The 15,860-nt window shown below is 62.2% G+C and carries 15 protein-coding genes; 6 read left to right on the top strand and 9 right to left on the bottom strand.

The features are described from left to right. Window positions 1-82: 82 nt before the first annotated feature. Both ACMGGN_RS23210 and rimK read left to right on the top strand, forming a co-directional pair. Entirely contained in the window at window positions 83-565 is a 483-nt protein-coding gene (locus tag ACMGGN_RS23210) for an ATP-dependent zinc protease (RefSeq protein WP_039603122.1), read from the top strand. Beyond that, the gene (rimK, locus tag ACMGGN_RS23205; protein WP_012316721.1) at window positions 562-1,467 is read left to right on the top strand and encodes a 30S ribosomal protein S6--L-glutamate ligase; all 906 of its coding nucleotides are present in this window, start codon (window positions 562-564) and stop codon (window positions 1,465-1,467) included. The genes ACMGGN_RS23210 and rimK overlap by 4 nt, the downstream gene beginning before the upstream one ends. Window positions 1,468-1,585: 118 nt before the next feature. On the opposite strand, the gene ACMGGN_RS23200 is transcribed toward rimK, so the two are convergent. Together ACMGGN_RS23200 and ompR are read right to left on the bottom strand one after the other, a co-directional pair. Then, window positions 1,586-2,899 (bottom strand): ATP-binding protein, encoded by a 1,314-nt coding sequence (locus ACMGGN_RS23200; protein ID WP_046788225.1) that lies wholly within the window; start codon window positions 2,897-2,899, stop codon window positions 1,586-1,588. A gap of 13 nt (window positions 2,900-2,912) precedes the next feature. After that, complete coding sequence (gene ompR / locus ACMGGN_RS23195; RefSeq protein ID WP_046788224.1) at window positions 2,913-3,653, bottom strand: two-component system response regulator OmpR; 741 nt, start codon at window positions 3,651-3,653, stop codon at window positions 2,913-2,915. 227 nt (window positions 3,654-3,880) lie between these two features. Here ompR and ACMGGN_RS23190 point away from each other — a divergent pair, with 227 nt between their 5' ends. From ACMGGN_RS23190 to ACMGGN_RS23175, 4 genes are all read left to right on the top strand, one after another. Next, a complete protein-coding gene (locus ACMGGN_RS23190) occupies window positions 3,881-6,205 on the top strand; it encodes a Tex family protein (RefSeq protein ID WP_119687938.1) in 2,325 nt (774 codons plus the stop codon). Further along, window positions 6,205-6,588 carry a PaaI family thioesterase gene (locus ACMGGN_RS23185; protein WP_012316725.1) on the top strand — a complete coding sequence of 128 codons (384 nt, stop codon included), beginning with the start codon at window positions 6,205-6,207 and terminating at the stop codon, window positions 6,586-6,588. The genes ACMGGN_RS23190 and ACMGGN_RS23185 overlap by 1 nt, the downstream gene beginning before the upstream one ends. Window positions 6,589-6,742: 154 nt before the next feature. Next, on the top strand, window positions 6,743-8,320 hold the full coding sequence (gene gshA / locus ACMGGN_RS23180) for a glutamate--cysteine ligase (protein ID WP_414156319.1): 1,578 nt from the start codon (window positions 6,743-6,745) through the stop codon (window positions 8,318-8,320). After that, complete coding sequence (locus ACMGGN_RS23175) at window positions 8,320-8,946, top strand: TetR/AcrR family transcriptional regulator (protein ID WP_046788222.1); 627 nt, start codon at window positions 8,320-8,322, stop codon at window positions 8,944-8,946. Before gshA ends, ACMGGN_RS23175 begins: the two co-directional genes overlap by 1 nt. Before the next feature lie 122 nt (window positions 8,947-9,068). Here ACMGGN_RS23175 and ACMGGN_RS23170 read toward each other — a convergent pair whose 3' ends face one another. From ACMGGN_RS23170 to ACMGGN_RS23140, 7 genes are all read right to left on the bottom strand, one after another. Further along, window positions 9,069-9,284, bottom strand: a complete 216-nt coding sequence (locus ACMGGN_RS23170) for a TOBE domain-containing protein (protein ID WP_008095172.1) — start codon at window positions 9,282-9,284, stop codon at window positions 9,069-9,071. Window positions 9,285-9,328: 44 nt separating this feature from the next. Beyond that, a complete protein-coding gene (gene ssuB / locus ACMGGN_RS23165) occupies window positions 9,329-10,141 on the bottom strand; it encodes an aliphatic sulfonates ABC transporter ATP-binding protein (protein ID WP_125924691.1) in 813 nt (270 codons plus the stop codon). Further along, window positions 10,138-10,935 carry an aliphatic sulfonate ABC transporter permease SsuC gene (ssuC, locus tag ACMGGN_RS23160; protein ID WP_012316729.1) on the bottom strand — a complete coding sequence of 266 codons (798 nt, stop codon included), beginning with the start codon at window positions 10,933-10,935 and terminating at the stop codon, window positions 10,138-10,140. Before ssuC ends, ssuB begins: the two co-directional genes overlap by 4 nt. A 10-nt stretch (window positions 10,936-10,945) precedes the next feature. Beyond that, window positions 10,946-12,094 carry an FMNH2-dependent alkanesulfonate monooxygenase gene (gene ssuD / locus ACMGGN_RS23155; protein WP_046788219.1) on the bottom strand — a complete coding sequence of 383 codons (1,149 nt, stop codon included), beginning with the start codon at window positions 12,092-12,094 and terminating at the stop codon, window positions 10,946-10,948. A 60-nt stretch (window positions 12,095-12,154) separates the two neighbouring features. Then, window positions 12,155-13,120, bottom strand: coding sequence for a sulfonate ABC transporter substrate-binding protein (locus tag ACMGGN_RS23150; protein WP_237860288.1), 966 nt, complete (start codon window positions 13,118-13,120; stop codon window positions 12,155-12,157). Window positions 13,121-13,515: 395 nt separating this feature from the next. Beyond that, window positions 13,516-14,154: a peroxiredoxin gene (locus ACMGGN_RS23145; RefSeq protein WP_012316733.1), complete on the bottom strand. Its 639-nt coding sequence runs from the start codon at window positions 14,152-14,154 to the stop codon at window positions 13,516-13,518. 166 nt (window positions 14,155-14,320) lie between these two features. Beyond that, window positions 14,321-15,652 (bottom strand): OprD family outer membrane porin, encoded by a 1,332-nt coding sequence (locus ACMGGN_RS23140; RefSeq protein WP_012316734.1) that lies wholly within the window; start codon window positions 15,650-15,652, stop codon window positions 14,321-14,323. Between the last annotated feature and the right edge of the window lie 208 nt (window positions 15,653-15,860).

Here is a 15,860-nt window from a genome sequence, read left to right as displayed (position 1 = left end):
CGAACTGTACTACCGTAACTGACGGATGCAAAAAGTCCCCGCCGTGCTTACAGTTCACCACCTCATTCGCAGGGTGTGCTTCGTGAAGACATTTGACCATCTGACTGTAATCGGCCTGCGCGAGTGGGTCGCCTTGCCCGACCTCGGTGTGGCGGGCCTGCGCGCCAAGATCGATACCGGTGCCAGCACCTCCAGCCTGCATGCCACAGAGGTGGAGCCCTTCGAGCGCGACGGCCAGCCATGGGTGCGCTTTACGGCCCACCTGGGTTCGATAGTGCAATTGCGCCACCGCCGCTGCGAAGCCCCGCTGGTCACCATGAAAACCATCAAGAGCTCCAACGGCCATGCCCAGACCCGTTATGTGATCCGCACCTCGTTGGCGTTGGGCGATGGCGTCTGGGAGGTAGAGTTCACCCTGGCCTGCCGCAAGAACATGCGCTATCGCCTGCTGCTCGGCTCCAAGGCACTCATTCACGGCCAGTTGGTGGTCAACCCCGGGCTCAAGTACGTGCAAGACAAACCGGCCTACCCGGCCACCCTATCTCCTGTCACAGGTGCTGCATGAAGATCGCTGTGCTGTCGCGCAATCCGCGTCTGTATTCCACCCGCCGGCTGGTCGAAGCCGGCACTCAGCGTGGCCACGAAATGGTGGTGATCGATACCCTGCGGGCCTACATGAACATAGCCAGCCACAAGCCGCAGATCCATTACCGCGGCAAGCCGCTGGAGGGTTTCGATGCAGTGATCCCGCGCATCGGCGCCTCAGTGACGTTCTACGGCTGCGCAGTGCTGCGCCAGTTCGAGATGATGGGCGTTTACCCGCTCAACGAGTCGGTGGCCATCGCCCGCTCGCGTGACAAGCTGCGTTCATTGCAGTTGTTGTCCCGGCGCGGCATCGGCCTGCCCATTACCGGGTTCGCCCACTCGCCGGACGACATCCCCGACCTGATCCAGATGGTCAATGGCGCCCCGCTGGTCATCAAGGTGCTGGAAGGCACACAAGGGATCGGCGTGGTGTTGTGCGAGACAACCCAAGCGGCCGAGTCGGTGATCGAAGCGTTCATGGGTCTGAAGCAGAACATCATGGTTCAGGAATACATCAAGGAGGCCGGCGGTGCCGATATCCGCTGCTTCGTGGTGGGCGACAAGGTGATTGCTTCGATGAAGCGCCAGGCCAAGCCAGGCGAGTTTCGCTCCAACCTGCATCGCGGCGGTGTGGCCAGCCTGATCAAGATCACGCCTGAAGAGCGGATAACCGCCATTCGTGCGGCCAAGGTGATGGGCCTGAGCGTGGCAGGGGTGGATATTCTGCGCTCCAACCACGGGCCGCTGGTGATGGAGGTGAACTCCTCACCGGGCCTGGAAGGTATCGAGGTGACAACCGGCAAGAACGTGGCCGGGATGATCATCGAGCATCTGGAGAAAAATGGCGGGCCGAATCAGACCCGGACCAAGGGCAAAGGCTGAGGTTTTGGGGCTGCCGTGCAGCCCCATCGCCGGCAAGCCGGCTCCCACTGCTTTGCGGCTCAGTGATGTACCTGTGGGCCGGCTTGCCGGCGATAGGGCCATCACTGACAGCGAAGGCTCAAACCGCGTTACGCGGTAGCAAAAGCCCCAACGGCAACCTCACCCGCGCCTCGATCCCGCCCCCGGACCGGTTGCGCAACTCGACATTGCCGCCATGCTGGGCGGCGATCCGCTTGACGATCGCCAGCCCCAACCCGGTGCCCTTGCCACCCCGCGCACGGTCCCCACGAATGAACGGGTTAAAGATGGTTTCCAGCTCCGACTCATCGATCCCTGCCCCCCGGTCCAGCACGCTCAGCACCACATAAGGCGCGCTCTCGTCGCCCGACACATAGGCGGCCACCTCGACCCCCTTGCCCGCGTGATGCAGCGCATTACCGATCAGGTTGCCCAGCATGCGCTTGAGGGAAACCCTGCGCAGCGGGAATGGCGGAATAGGCTCCAGGCACAAGCGCACACGCTCTTGCGGCTGGTTGTAGGGCGCCACCACTTCGCGCACCAGGTCGGCCAGGTCGACCTCCTCCAGCGGCTCGTCGCGGCCATCGCGAATGAAGGCCAGGAACTGGTCAAGAATCGCGTCCATGTCCTCGATGTCGCGGACCATGTCGTCGCTCAGTTCGTTGTCGCTGTTCAGCAAGGACAGCGACAGACGCAGGCGCGTCAGTGGCGTGCGCAAATCGTGGGACACCCCCGCCAGCATCAGCTCGCGCTCACGCCCGGCCTGCTCGACATCCTCGGCCATCTGGTTGAACGCGCGATACACCTCGGTCATTTCGCTCGGCGTATCACTGATCGGCAGACGTACACTGCGGCCCTGGCCCAACTGACGGGCAGCGAACACCAGGCGCTTGAGCGGCTGGTTGAGCTGGCGCACGAAGATCCACGCCGAAGCGGTGGACAACAGGCCGATGGCCAGGAACCAGCCAAGTACGTTCCAGATCTTCTGACCACGCAACGGGTGCGGATAAAGCGGCACTTTCAGCCAGCCCGGGCCGAGGCTCGGCGCGTTGACCCACAACGCAGGCGGTGCGTGGATGCGCAAGCGCACTTCGGTGTCTTCGCCCAGCTCGGCCTGCATCTGCCGTTGATAGATTTCGCTGTAGGGCCAGTGCTGCTCGCCCTCCGGCACGCCGGAGCCGGTCACCCGGATCAGGCCTGCGGCTTCGGCAATCTTGTCGCGGTTTTCTTCATCGGCCGCCCAATAGGCGCGCAGCGTCAGCGCCACACCATGGCTGTACTGCCGATCGACCAGCACATCCTCGTTCATCAGCAGGTAGACCAGGGTCAGCGCCTTGGAGAACAGGACAACGATCAGCACCAGCCACAGGGTGCGGGCGAAGAAGCTTTGCGGGAACCAGACCGGAGTTTTCATCGAAGGCCAGGCTTCATTTGCCAGCGTTTCCGTCCGGTACGAAGACGTAACCTACGCCCCACACAGTCTGGATATACCGCGGTTTGGAAGGGTCCGGTTCGATCATGCGGCGCAGGCGCGAAATCTGTACGTCGATAGAGCGCTCCAGGGCATCCCACTCACGGCCACGGGCCAGGTTCATCAGCTTGTCGCGGGTCAACGGCTCACGGGCGTGCATGACCAGGGCCTTGAGCACGGCGAATTCACCGGTGGTGAGCATGTGCACTTCTTCACCACGCTTGAGTTCACGGGTGGCCAGCGACAGCTCGTAATCGCCGAAAGTGACCGACTCGTCCTCGCTGCCCGGGGCGCCCGGTACCGTCGGTGCCTGACGGCGCAGCACGGCCTTGACCCGCGCCATCAGCTCGTCCGGGTTGAACGGCTTGCCCAGGTAATCGTCAGCGCCCAGCTCAAGCCCCTTGATGCGGCTGAGTTCGTCACCCTTGGCGGTGAGCATGATGATCGGGATCTGGTTGTTCGACTGGCGCAGGCGCTTGCACGCGGACAAGCCATCCTCGCCCGGCAGCATCAGGTCGAGCACCACCAGGTTGAATACCTCGCGCTGCAGCAGGCGGTCCATCTGTTCGGTGTTGGGCACCGCGCGGGCACGGTAGCCCTTGCTGGTGAAGAAACGTTCCAGCAGGCTGCTGAGCCCCGGATCGTCGTCGACGATGAGAATCTTGTCACCTTCAGCGTTGTTTGCGGTGCCGGTCATGAATAACTCCTCTGAGATCGCCGCGCATTATGGCGTAGCCATTGCCACGCGTGCCGTGAGCATTGTTAGCAGATTTTTCCCCCGGCGCCACTTCCCGGCCTCCGCAACTGGCCTGGCGCCATCACCGCAAGCCGTCTGCGATGGGTATAATGCGCGGCTTTCTCCAGTGCCGCCGGGCGGAACAAGCGCCTCGCAGCCCCCGTATTCACAATTGTCAGGTGGTTTACATGGACAGCATCAACAGCCGTATCGCCGAGGAACTGGGCGTACGCCCTCAGCAGGTCGAGGCGGCCGTGGGCCTGTTGGACGAAGGCTCTACCGTGCCCTTCATCGCCCGTTACCGCAAGGAAGTGACTGGTAGCCTGGACGACACCCAGTTGCGCCACCTGGAAGAGCGCCTGCGCTACCTGCGCGAGCTGGACGAGCGCCGTGCGAGCATCCTGTCCAGCATCGAGGAACAGGGCAAGCTGACCCCTGAGCTGGCCCGCGAGATCAAGCTGGCCGACACCAAGACCCGCCTCGAAGACCTTTACCTGCCGTACAAGCAAAAGCGCCGCACCAAGGGCCAGATCGCCCTGGAAGCCGGCCTGGGCGAGCTGGCCGACGGCCTGTTCAACGACCCGCAACTGGCGCCGGAAAGCGAAGCCGCGCGCTTCGTCGATGCCGACAAAGGTGTCGCCGACGTCAAGGCCGCCCTCGAGGGCGCCAAGTACATCCTCATGGAGCGTTTCGCCGAAGACGCTGCCCTGCTCGACAAGCTGCGCAACTTCCTCAAGCAGGAAGCGGTGCTCAGCGCCCGTGTGGTGGCTGGCAAGGAAGAGGAAGGCGCCAAGTTCCGCGATTATTTCGCCCATGACGAACTGCTGCGCACTTGCCCGTCGCACCGCGCACTGGCCATTTTCCGCGGCCGCAACGAAGGCGTGCTGAGCGCGTCGCTGAAGGTTGGCGAAGAGCTGCCGGGCACCCTGCACCCGTGCGAAATGATGATTGGCAGCCACTTCGGCGTGGAAAACCGCAACCGGCCGGCTGACAAGTGGCTGGGCGAGGTAGTGCGCTGGACCTGGAAGGTCAAGCTGTACACCCACCTGGAAACCGACCTGTTCGGTGAGTTGCGCGACAATGCCGAAAGCGAGGCGATCAACGTCTTCGCCCATAACCTGCACGACCTGCTGCTGGCCGCCCCGGCCGGCCCGCGCGCTACCCTGGGCTTCGACCCGGGCCTGCGTACCGGCTGCAAGGTCGCGGTGGTCGATGCCACCGGCAAGCTGCTGGACACCGCCACGGTCTATCCGCACGCACCGCGCAACGACTGGGACCGCACGATATCGGTACTGGCCGCACTGTGCGCCAAACACTCGGTGGAGCTGATCGCCATTGGCAACGGCACCGCCAGCCGCGAGAGCGACAAGCTGATCGCCGAGCTGGTTAAAAAATACCCGGCGCTGAAGATCACCAAGATCATGGTCTCCGAAGCCGGTGCGTCGGTGTACTCGGCATCGGAGCTGGCTGCCCGTGAATTTCCTGACCTGGACGTGTCGATCCGTGGCGCCGTGTCGATTGCCCGCCGCCTGCAGGACCCGCTGGCCGAACTGGTGAAGATCGACCCCAAATCCATCGGTGTCGGCCAGTACCAGCACGATGTGTCCCAGGTGAAGCTGGCCCGCGGCCTGGACGCTGTGGTCGAGGACTGTGTGAACGCCGTGGGCGTGGACGTCAACACCGCTTCGGTCGCGCTGCTGACCCGCATCTCCGGCCTCAACGCCACCCTGGCGCAGAACATCGTCGCGCACCGCGACGCCAATGGCCCGTTCGCCACCCGTGCCGCACTCAAGAAGGTCAGCCGTCTGGGTGAGAAAACCTTCGAGCAGGCCGCAGGCTTCCTGCGCGTAATGAACGGCGACAACCCGCTGGATGCCTCCGCCGTGCACCCCGAGGCCTACCCGCTGGTGAAACGCATCGCCGCCGACACCGGCCGTGACATCCGCTCGCTCATCGGCGACAGCGGCTTCCTCAAGCGCCTGGACCCCAAGCAGTTCACCGACGAAACCTTCGGCCTGCCCACCGTCACCGACATCCTCCAGGAACTGGACAAACCCGGCCGTGACCCGCGCCCCGAGTTCAAGACCGCCACCTTCCAGGACGGCGTCGAAGACCTCAAGGACCTGGAGCCCGGCATGATTCTCGAAGGCGTGGTCACCAACGTCACCAACTTCGGCGCGTTCGTCGACATCGGCGTGCACCAGGACGGCCTGGTGCACATCTCGGCGCTGTCCGAGAAGTTCGTCAAGGACCCGCGCGAAGCGGTCAAGGCCGGCGACGTGGTCAAGGTCAAGGTCATGGAAGTGGACATCCCGCGCAAGCGTGTCGGCCTGTCCATGCGCATGAGCGATACCCCGGGCGAAAAAGTCGAAGGCAACCGTGGTGGCAACCGTGGCAATGGCGGCAACCGCCCGCAGCAGGCACCACGCCAGCGCGAAACCGCTAGCGCCGCCCCGGCGAACAACGCCATGGCTGCGCTCTTTGCCAACGCCAAGCAGTTGAAAAAGAAGTGATGGAGATCCCCAAAGAGCTCGTTGAAAGCGCCTACAGCCAGCTACTGGGCTGCCGCCTGCAACGCCTGGACACGGGCGTTGCAGAGGTGGCACTGGCGCTTGAGCCGCACCTGCGCAACCGCGGCCAGAAGCTGCACGGCGGGGCCATCTTCAGCCTGGTGGACATCGCCATGGGCCTGGCCTGCTCGGCCAGCCATGGTTTCGACCAGCAAAGCGTGACCATCGAATGCAAGATCAACTACATGCGTGCGGTCGGTGACGGCGAGGTCCTGTGCACGGCGCGGGTGCTGCACGCCGGGCGCCGTACCCTGGTGGTCGACGCCGACGTAGTCCAAGGCGACAAACTGGTCGCCAAAGCGCAGGGAACCTTCGCGGTTCTCTAGCTCACCAAACGGTATCTGCGGTATTTTGCGGCAGTGCGCTGGCACTGCCGTAACCGCGTAAACCAGGCGACAACGCCAGTTCCTTTCCTCCTACCCTTGTAGACCGTCAACTCTACCCCCATATTGGGGCGACTGATGCGTGAAGGAAACCATCTTGAGCGACCTCCTCAACCGCCGCCTGAGCCTGCTCGGCGCCAATCTCCCCCTGCTCAAGCAGTGCCTGCACGGTATTGAGCGCGAATGCCTGCGCGTCACCGACGAAGGTCGCCTGGCTCAGACCCCGCATCCGGAAAACCTGGGTTCGGCGCTGACCAACGAGCAGATCACCACCGATTATTCCGAGTCGCTGCTGGAGTTCATCACCCCGGCCCTGCCCGACCCGGCCCAAGTGCTGGAAAGCCTCGAGCAAACCCACCGCTTCGTCTACAGCAAGCTTGGCGACGAATTGCTGTGGAGCCCGTCGATGCCGTGCACACTGCCGGCCGAGGAGGACATCCCGATCGCCGAGTACGGGACCTCGAACATCGGCAAGCTCAAGCACGTCTACCGCAAGGGCCTGGCCCTGCGCTACGGCCGCACCATGCAGTGCATCGCCGGCATCCACTACAACTTCTCGTTGCCTGAAGCGCTGTGGCCGCTGCTGCGCGCCGCCGAAGGCAACGACCTGAACGACCGCGACTACCAGTCGGCGGCGTACATTGCGCTGATCCGCAATTTCCGCCGTTACAGCTGGCTGCTGATGTACCTGTTCGGTGCCTCGCCAGCCCTGGACAAAGGCTTCCTGCGTGGCCGCCCGCACCAGCTCGAAGAGCTGGACGCCGAAACCCTGTACCTGCCCTACGCTACCAGCTTGCGCATGAGCGACCTGGGCTACCAGAGCAACGCCCAGGCCGGCCTCACCCCCTGCTACAACAACCTAGCCAGCTATACCGACAGCCTGCGCAAGGCGGTGGGCACGCCCTACCCGCCCTACGTCGAGATCGGCACGCACGTCGACGGCGAATGGGTGCAGTTGAACACCAACGTCCTGCAGATCGAGAACGAGTACTACTCGAACATCCGCCCCAAGCGTGTCACCTACACCGGCGAGCGGCCGATCCAGGCCCTGACCTCACGCGGCGTGCAGTATGTCGAAGTGCGCTGCCTGGACATCAACCCGTTCCTGCCGGTAGGCATCGACCTGACCGAGGCGCGCTTCCTCGATGCGTTTCTGTTGTTCTGTGCCCTGGAAGACAGCCCGCTGCTGGACAATGGCGAATGCGGCCAGTGCACCGACAACTTCCTGAGTGTGGTCAAGGAAGGCCGTCGCCCAGGCCTTGAGCTGCGCCGTGAGGGCCAACCGATCGAGCTGAAAGCCTGGGCCAGCGACTTGCTTGGGCGCATCGGCCAGCTGGCTGAGCTGCTCGATCACGCTCAAGGCGGCGACGAACATGCCAAAGCCCTGGCCGCACAGCAGGCCAAAGTCGACGACGCTTCGCTGACGCCATCGGCCCAGGTGCTCGCGCGCATGAGCGAGCATGAGGAAAGCTTCATCCAGTTCTCGCTGCGCCAGAGCCGCCTGCACGCGCAAACGTTCCGTGAGCAACCGCTGCCCACAGAGCGCCAGCAAGCCTACGAGACCCTCGCCCGCAATTCGCTGGCCGAGCAGTCACGCCTCGAGCAGCAGGAAGTCGGTGACTTCGACCAGTTCGTCGGCGCCTACCAGGCCAGCATCCTGGCGATCAGCAACTGATGACCCGCAGCACCACCCCGCGCAAGCCGCGCGCCAGCAGCCAGGCCAGGATCGAGGCGATCCTGGCGGCGGCGCGCGAGCTGTTAGCCGAGCAAGGGGTGGCAGCATTGTCGATCTACAGCGTGGCCGAACGGGCGCAGATTCCACCCTCGTCGGTGTATCACTTCTTTGCCAGCGTGCCGGCACTGCTCGAAGCGCTGACGGCCGATGTGCACCGGGCATTTCGCGAGGCGTTGAGCGCACCGATAGACAGCAGTGCGCTCGGCACCTGGCATGAGCTTTCACGGTTGATCGAACAGCGCATGCTCGACATCTACAACGAGGATGCTGCAGCGCGTCAGTTGATCCTGGCCCAGCATGGCCTGAGCGAAGTGGTGCAGGCGGACCGGCAGCACGACATGGAGCTGGGTGAGTTGATGCACAAACTGTTCGACCAGCATTTCCGGTTGCCGGTAATGCCAGCGGACGTGGATGTGTTTGCACTGGCCATGGAGTTGAGCGACCGGGTGTATGCGCGCTCGGTACAGTTGCACGAGGCGATCACCCCGCGCATGGCCGAGGAAGGCAAGCGGGTGTTCGAGGCGTACCTGGGCTTGTACCTGCCGCCGTTTCTTGCCAAACGCTGATCTTGCTGGGGCCGCCCTGCGGCCCTTTCGCGACACAAGGCCGCTCCTACAGGAAATCGCGTTCCCCTATAGGAGCGGCCTTGTGTCGCGAAAGGGCTGCAAAGCAGCCCCAAATGCCCACATCACAGCTTGGCGATGGACACTTCAGTCGATTTCACAAAAGCGATCACTTCACTGCCCACCTGCAGTTCCAGCTCCTTCACAGAGCGGGTGGTGATCACCGAGGTGACGATGCCGGAAGCGGTCTGCACATCGATTTCCGACAATACCGGGCCTTCGAGGATTTCTTTCACGGTGCCTTTGAACTGGTTGCGGACGTTGATGGCTTTGATAGTCATGATGTGCTTCCTTCTCTATGGCTTCAGTCTGGTAAGTGAGTCATTCAGTGCGCCCAACGCAGTTGCGTGGGCAAAGGGGCTACAGGGTCCGGCTCGGGCGCAGTGCCCGGGGCCGACAGAACACGGTTGAGCACTTCGCTTTCCAGCGCGGCCAGACGGTGCGAACCACGCACCCTTGGCCGTGCCAGATCGACATTGAGGTCCAGGCCGACTGCCCCGTCCTCGATAAGGATCACCCGGTCGGCCACGGCAACGGCTTCGTTGACGTCATGGGTGACCAGCAGCACGGTGAAGCCGTGCTGACGCCACAGGCGTTCGATCAGTTGCTGCATCTCGATACGGGTCAGGGCATCCAGCGCACCCAGCGGCTCGTCCAGCAGCAGCAGGCGTGGCTGATGAATCAGCGCCCGGGCCAACGCCACGCGCTGCTTCTGACCACCCGAGAGCGCTGCCGGCCATTCATTGGCGCGGTCAGCCAGGCCAACCGCCTCCAGTGCTTCCAGCGCACGGGGGCGCCAGTGGCCGGACAGGCCCAGGCCGACGTTGTCGATCACCTTTTTCCAAGGCAGCAGGCGAGCGTCCTGGAACATCAGGCGGGTATCTTCGCGGGCCTCGGCCAGCGGTGCGGCACCGGCCAGAAGCTCACCGGCGCCGGGCTGGTCGAGCCCGGCCAGCAGGCGCAGCAAGGTGCTCTTGCCACAGCCGCTGCGCCCGACGATGGCAACGAACTGGCCGGCCGGAATGTGCAGGTCGATACCACGCAACACTTCACGCTGGCCAAAGGTCTTGCGCAGGCCATTGGCGGCCAGCGGGATACCCCGCAACAAGCGCGGCGGTTGTTCCTTGAGAATGGTCATGCGCCCTCCTTCCTGGCGACTTGGTAGGCCGGGTGCCAGCGCAACCAGACACGTTCCAGGCCGCGGGCGGCGAGGTCGGCGAGCTTGCCGAGCACGGCATACAGGACGATGGCCAGGACCACCACGTCGGTCTGCAGGAATTCACGGGCATTCATTGCCAGGTAACCGATACCGGCGTTGGCCGAAATGGTTTCGGCAACGATAAGGGTCAGCCACATGAAGCCGAGGGCAAAGCGCACACCGACCAGGATCGAGGGCAACGCGCCCGGCAGGATCACCTGGCGGAACAGGCCGAAGCCGGACAGGCCATAGCTGCGGGCCATTTCCACCAGCGCCGGGTCGACGTTGCGGATACCGTGGTAGGTGTTCAGGTAGATCGGGAACAGCGTGCCCAGCGCGACCAGGAAGATCTTTGCCGACTCGTCGATACCGAACCACAGGATCACCAGCGGGATCAGCGCCAGATGCGGCACGTTGCGGATCATCTGCACCGAGCTGTCGAGCAGGCGTTCGCCCCAGTTCGACAGGCCGGTGATGAAGCCCAGCACCAGCCCTATGCTGCCACCGATCAGAAAGCCCAGGCCGGCACGCCAGCCGCTGATGGCCAGGTGCGTCCAGATTTCACCGCTGCGTACCAGCTCGACACCGGCGCTGACTACGGCGCTTGGTGCAGGCAGGATGCGCGTCGACAACCAGCCAGCACTGACCGCCAGCTGCCAGACAGCCAACAGCAGTACCGGCAGCGCCCACGGCGCCAGGCGCTGGGTCAGGGTGGAGGACGTTGCACGACTCATGGCTGCGCCCTCAGCTCTGCGACACGGACTTGGGCAGGATGTCGTTGGCCACCATCTCGCCGAACGGGCTCACGTAGCCACCTGTCTGCGGTTGCTCCGGGCGCTGCACGTCCAGGTGCGGGAACAGCAGCTCGGCAACGCGGTAGGACTCTTCCAGGTGTGGATAACCTGAGAGGATGAAGGTATCTATCCCCAGTTCGGCGTACTCCTTGACCCGTGCCGCGACAGTCGGGCCATCACCGACCAACGCGGTACCGGCGCCACCGCGTACCAGGCCGACACCGGCCCACAGGTTGGGGCTGACTTCGAGGTTGTCACGGTTGCCGCCATGCAATGCGGCCATGCGCTGCTGACCCACCGAGTCGAAGCGCGCCAGCGAAGCCTGGGCACGGGCGATGGTGTCGTCGTCCAGGTGCGAAATCAGGCGGTCTGCCGCGGCCCAGGCTTCGTCGTTGGTTTCCCGCACGATCACATGCAGACGGATACCAAAGCGTACTTCGCGGCCCTGCGCGGCAGCCTTCTCCCGCACCTGAGCGATTTTCTCGGCAACAGCGGCTGGCGGCTCGCCCCAGGTCAGGTACAGCTCGACCTGCTCGGCAGCAAGATCCTGGGCGGCTTCGGACGAGCCACCGAAATACAGAGGCGGGCGTGGTTGCTGAATGGGCGGATAGAGCAGCTTGGCGCCCTTCACCTGGATGTGCTTGCCTTGGTAGTCGACGTTCTCGCCCTCCAGCACCTTGCGCCAGATACGCGTGAACTCGACCGAGGCTTCGTAGCGCTCCTGGTGGTTCAGGTGCAGGCCATCACCGGCCAGCTCGTCGGGGTCGCCACCGGTGACCAGGTTGAACAGCGCCCGGCCGTTGGACAGGCGGTCCAGGGTTGCCGCCTGGCGCGCCGCGACCGTCGGCGAAATGATGCCTGGACGCAGGGCAACCAGGAATTTCAAATGCTGGGTCACCGGGATCAGCGATGCTGCCACCAACCAGGAATCCTCGCAGGAACGCCCGGTAGGGATCAGCACACCACCAAAGCCGAGACGGTCGGCGGCCTGGGCAATCTGTTGCAGGTAACCGTGATCGACCGCACGGGCACCCTCGGATGTGCCCAGGTACTTGCCGTCACCGTGGGTGGGGAGGAACCAGAAAATGTTAAGGCTCATTGGAGTTGTCTCCTTAAAGATGGCGAGGGCCACAGCGGCGCCCCGGCACAGGCGAATCAATCAAGGCGCGCTGGCGACCTTGGTCGGGGGCGTCCAGATCACGTCCTTGATGCTCAGCGGCTTGGGAATCAGCTTCAGCGCCTGGAAGGTGTCGGCGATTTTCTGTTGTGCGGCCACCACCTCGGGGGTCAGCGGCGCGGCACCGTAGCCTTGGCGCTTGACCGAAGTCAGGGTGATGTCGGCGGGCAGCCCGAGCAGCGCAGCGACCTGGTCGGTCACCTCCTGCGGGTTGGCCTGTGACCATTTGCCCACGGCGCGTACTTCTTCGATGAGGGCGTTGATCACAGCCGGATGCTGGGTCGCGTAGTTGCGGGTAGCCAGGTAGAACTGGTGGTTGTCGACCAGGTCTTTGCCGTCACGCAGGGTGCGTGCCTGCAGCTGCTGTTCGGCGGCGGCCTGGTACGGGTCCCAGATCACCCAGGCATCGACGCTGCCACGCTCGAACGCGGCGCGGGCATCGGCCGGCGGCAGGTAGACGGGCTGTATATCGCTGTACTTGAGGCCGGCCTCTTCCAGGGCGCGGACCAGCAGGTAGTGCACGTTCGAACCTTTGTTGAGCGCAACTTTCTTGCCTTTGAGTTCCTTCACCGACTGGATCGGCGAACCCTTCGGTACAAGGATCGCTTCACTGTGCGGCGCAGGCGGTTCGTAGGCCACATAGAGCAGATCGGCACCGGCGGCCTGAGCGAATACCGGCGGCGTTTCACCAGTTACGCCAAAGTCGATGGAGCCGACATTCAAGCCTTCGAGAAGCTGCGGGCCACCTGGGAATTCGGTCCATTGCACCTGGATGCCCTGATCGGCCAGGCGCTTTTCCAGCGTGCCCTTGGCTTTGAGCAGCACCAGGGTGCCGTATTTCTGATAGCCGATACGCAGGCTTTCAGCCTGGGCTTGGGTAATGACGCCGAAGGACACAGCCGCCGCAAACAGGGCGACCAGACCACGACGCAAGAAGACTGTGCGCATGGCGCTCTCCTGTGCGAGTAGGTTCGGGTTGCACCTGCTTGCCTCGTTGACGGGCGAGTAAGGTGGATGACGCGATAAAGCCGTTGTGCCGGTTCAGATGCTCCAGCGCTGGAAGTGTTGCACCTGAGGGCTGACATTAGCAGCCTTGGTATATTCCTAGAAATCATATTTTTTTATTTGTTTATTCCATAAAGTACTTTGGTGATTCTTTGATATTGGGGCCGCTTTGCGGCCCTTTCGCGACACAAGGCCGCTCCTACGAGGAGCCGCGCCTTGTGTCGCGATGGGCTGCGCAGCAGCCCCACGCCTGAAGCGGTTTGTGCAGGCATAAAAAAGGGCCGTCGAAACGGCCCGAATATCCCTGCTATGGCTAAGAGCAATGCAACGAGAATGCTTCAGCGATTGGGTTGCGGGGTCAGCCGCAGATAGGGTTTTACAGCCCGGTAGCCTTTCGGGAAGCGCTGCTTGATCTCGTCCTCATCCTTCAGCGAAGGCACGATCACCACTTCGTCGCCATCCTGCCAGTTACCTGGGGTGGCCACCTTGTGGTTGTCGGTGAGCTGCAGCGAGTCGATCACCCGCAGTATTTCGTTGAAGTTGCGCCCGGTACTGGCTGGATAGGTAATGGTCAGGCGCACCTTCTTGTTCGGGTCGATGACGAACAGCGAGCGCACGGTCAGGGTGTCGCTGGCGTTCGGGTGGATCAGGTCGTACAGGTCGGAAACCTTGCGGTCGGCGTCGGCGATGATCGGGAAGTTGACCACGGTGTTCTGGGTCTCGTTGATGTCCTCGATCCACTTGTGGTGCGAGTCGACCGGGTCTACGGACAGGGCGATGGCCTTGACCCCACGTTTGGCGAAGTCGTCCTTGAGCTTGGCGGTCAGGCCCAGCTCGGTGGTGCACACCGGGGTGAAGTCGGCCGGGTGAGAGAACAGCACACCCCAGCTGTTACCGAGCCACTCGTGGAAGCGGATCGTACCTTCGCTGGAATCTTGTTCGAAGTCGGGGGCGATGTCGCCGAGTTTGAGGCTCATGGGGTGTGGCTCCTGGGCTATGGGCTGGCCTTGTGAGGTTCAATGTGCCTGCATTTCGATAAAAACAAAAAGAATAAATAACGATTTATTTATAACCATAAGGAATACAAAATGACGAGCACAAAAAAGCCTCGCGCTAGGCGAGGCTCTTTTTCACAACTACGTTTTACATGAAGTTGTAAGTGTAGTTCACGATGAAGCGGGTCTGGTCCTTATCGACAGGAGCCTCGCCTTCGCCGCGGTAAATACCGTGACGCAGGCTTGCACCCAGACCTTTCAAGGTGCCTTCTTGAATCACGTAGTCGACACGAGCGTCGCGTTCCCATTCGTGGTAAGTACCGCTACCAGATTGGTTACGGATATCGGTACCACGCAGGTAGGAGACCGACGCCTTCAGGCCAGGGACGCCAACACGGGCGAAATCATAGCTGTACTGGCCGAACGTAGTGTTGGTACCAGCGCGGGCGAACTGGTTGATCATGCTGTCGGTGAACAGGTAGAAGCTGGCACCACCAGCGCCTTCCAGGTTGCCATTACCATCCTCGACGTTACCTTGGTTCAGCCAGACGAAGCCACCGTCATCGCTGACCTGCTGATGGCCAACCATCAACGCATGGCCACCCAGGGTGTAGGTGAACATGGCCGACCAGGTCTTGTTGTCGATCTCGCCAGCATTTTTAGCGTAACCGCCGTTGTTGTTGAAGAAGTACTCACCACCATCGCCGTTCTTCCCGTCGCTGCTGCTGTCGAAGTAGCGAAGGTCAGTCTTGAACGAGGAATCGTCCGAAAGTTTAAAGACGTGGGTTGCACCCAGGAAGTGCTGTTTGTAGAAGTCCTTCAGGTTCGAGTAGTAGTACTGCAGGGTCAGATCTGGAGTGAGCTTGTAGTCCAGACCGCCGTAGTAGAACTTGTTGCTGTCAACCGCAGAGCCGGCAACAGACAAGCCCGTGCGGTTGCTCGAAGCACGACCCATGGCGTGAGTCAGCTGACCTGCGTTGATGGTCAGGTTGTCGATTTCCTTCGACTGAATGGTACCGCCTTCAAAAGTTTGCGGCAGCAGACGGCCATCGTTGGCAACCAGGATTGGCAGATTCGGCGCCAGCGCGCTACCGAAATGGGCCTCGGTCTTCGAGAAGCGAGCCTTGGCATTACCGCCAATACGAGCCCAATCGTGGACTGCAGAACCATCGGAATCGCTTGGGAAGAAGCTGTTGTTGGCATCTGGACGGCTGCCACGGCCACCATCAAGGTGAATACCCCACAGCGCTTGTACATCAACACCAAAGCCTACGACACCCTGGGTGAAACCAGACAGGTAGTCGAGCTTGAAACCCTGACCACTTTCTTCCTGGTCGGTACCGCCATCACGGTTGTCATCGTTGAAATACATGGTGCGCGAGCTCAAAGACAATTTGCTGTCTTCAACGAAACCGGCAGCGCCTGCTTGTTGGGCGAGAACCCCCAGTGCCACGGCCAGAGCCAGGCTGGACTTGTACATGTTTTGCTCCTCTACGTTCTAATTTTTGTGTATCTCTGGCGGCGGGATCTGATGCCCTGCTCACCGTGGACTGGCGATTTAGTCCCAAAGAGTGACCAGCAAGTCAATCGTTACTGAACATTTCACGACTTTGGTCTAAGACGCCACCTGCGCTACAGGATAATGACAATCCTATAAATCCAAAATGACCGTTTTATGAATTTGTAAG

The organism is Pseudomonas sp. BNK-30, assembly GCF_047456185.1.
Taxonomy (GTDB): domain Bacteria; phylum Pseudomonadota; class Gammaproteobacteria; order Pseudomonadales; family Pseudomonadaceae; genus Aquipseudomonas; species Aquipseudomonas putida_E.
Note: the sequence above shows the minus strand (reverse complement) of the source record. Positions and strands in the feature narration are given on the sequence as shown.

Excerpts from the sequence above, each read along its gene's own strand:
- rimK (WP_012316721.1), top strand. The coding sequence starts at position 562 with ATGAAGATCGCTGTGCTGTCGCGCAATCCGCGTCTGTATTCCACCCGC.
- ACMGGN_RS23200 (WP_046788225.1), bottom strand. The coding sequence starts at position 2,899 with ATGAAAACTCCGGTCTGGTTCCCGCAAAGCTTCTTCGCCCGCACCCTG.
- ompR (WP_046788224.1), bottom strand. The coding sequence starts at position 3,653 with ATGACCGGCACCGCAAACAACGCTGAAGGTGACAAGATTCTCATCGTC.
- ACMGGN_RS23190 (WP_119687938.1), top strand. The coding sequence starts at position 3,881 with ATGGACAGCATCAACAGCCGTATCGCCGAGGAACTGGGCGTACGCCCT.
- ACMGGN_RS23185 (WP_012316725.1), top strand. The coding sequence starts at position 6,205 with ATGGAGATCCCCAAAGAGCTCGTTGAAAGCGCCTACAGCCAGCTACTG.
- ACMGGN_RS23175 (WP_046788222.1), top strand. The coding sequence starts at position 8,320 with ATGACCCGCAGCACCACCCCGCGCAAGCCGCGCGCCAGCAGCCAGGCC.
- ACMGGN_RS23170 (WP_008095172.1), bottom strand. The coding sequence starts at position 9,284 with ATGACTATCAAAGCCATCAACGTCCGCAACCAGTTCAAAGGCACCGTG.
- ssuB (WP_125924691.1), bottom strand. The coding sequence starts at position 10,141 with ATGACCATTCTCAAGGAACAACCGCCGCGCTTGTTGCGGGGTATCCCG.
- ssuC (WP_012316729.1), bottom strand. The coding sequence starts at position 10,935 with ATGAGTCGTGCAACGTCCTCCACCCTGACCCAGCGCCTGGCGCCGTGG.
- ssuD (WP_046788219.1), bottom strand. The coding sequence starts at position 12,094 with ATGAGCCTTAACATTTTCTGGTTCCTCCCCACCCACGGTGACGGCAAG.
- ACMGGN_RS23150 (WP_237860288.1), bottom strand. The coding sequence starts at position 13,120 with ATGCGCACAGTCTTCTTGCGTCGTGGTCTGGTCGCCCTGTTTGCGGCG.
- ACMGGN_RS23145 (WP_012316733.1), bottom strand. The coding sequence starts at position 14,154 with ATGAGCCTCAAACTCGGCGACATCGCCCCCGACTTCGAACAAGATTCC.
- ACMGGN_RS23140 (WP_012316734.1), bottom strand. The coding sequence starts at position 15,652 with ATGTACAAGTCCAGCCTGGCTCTGGCCGTGGCACTGGGGGTTCTCGCC.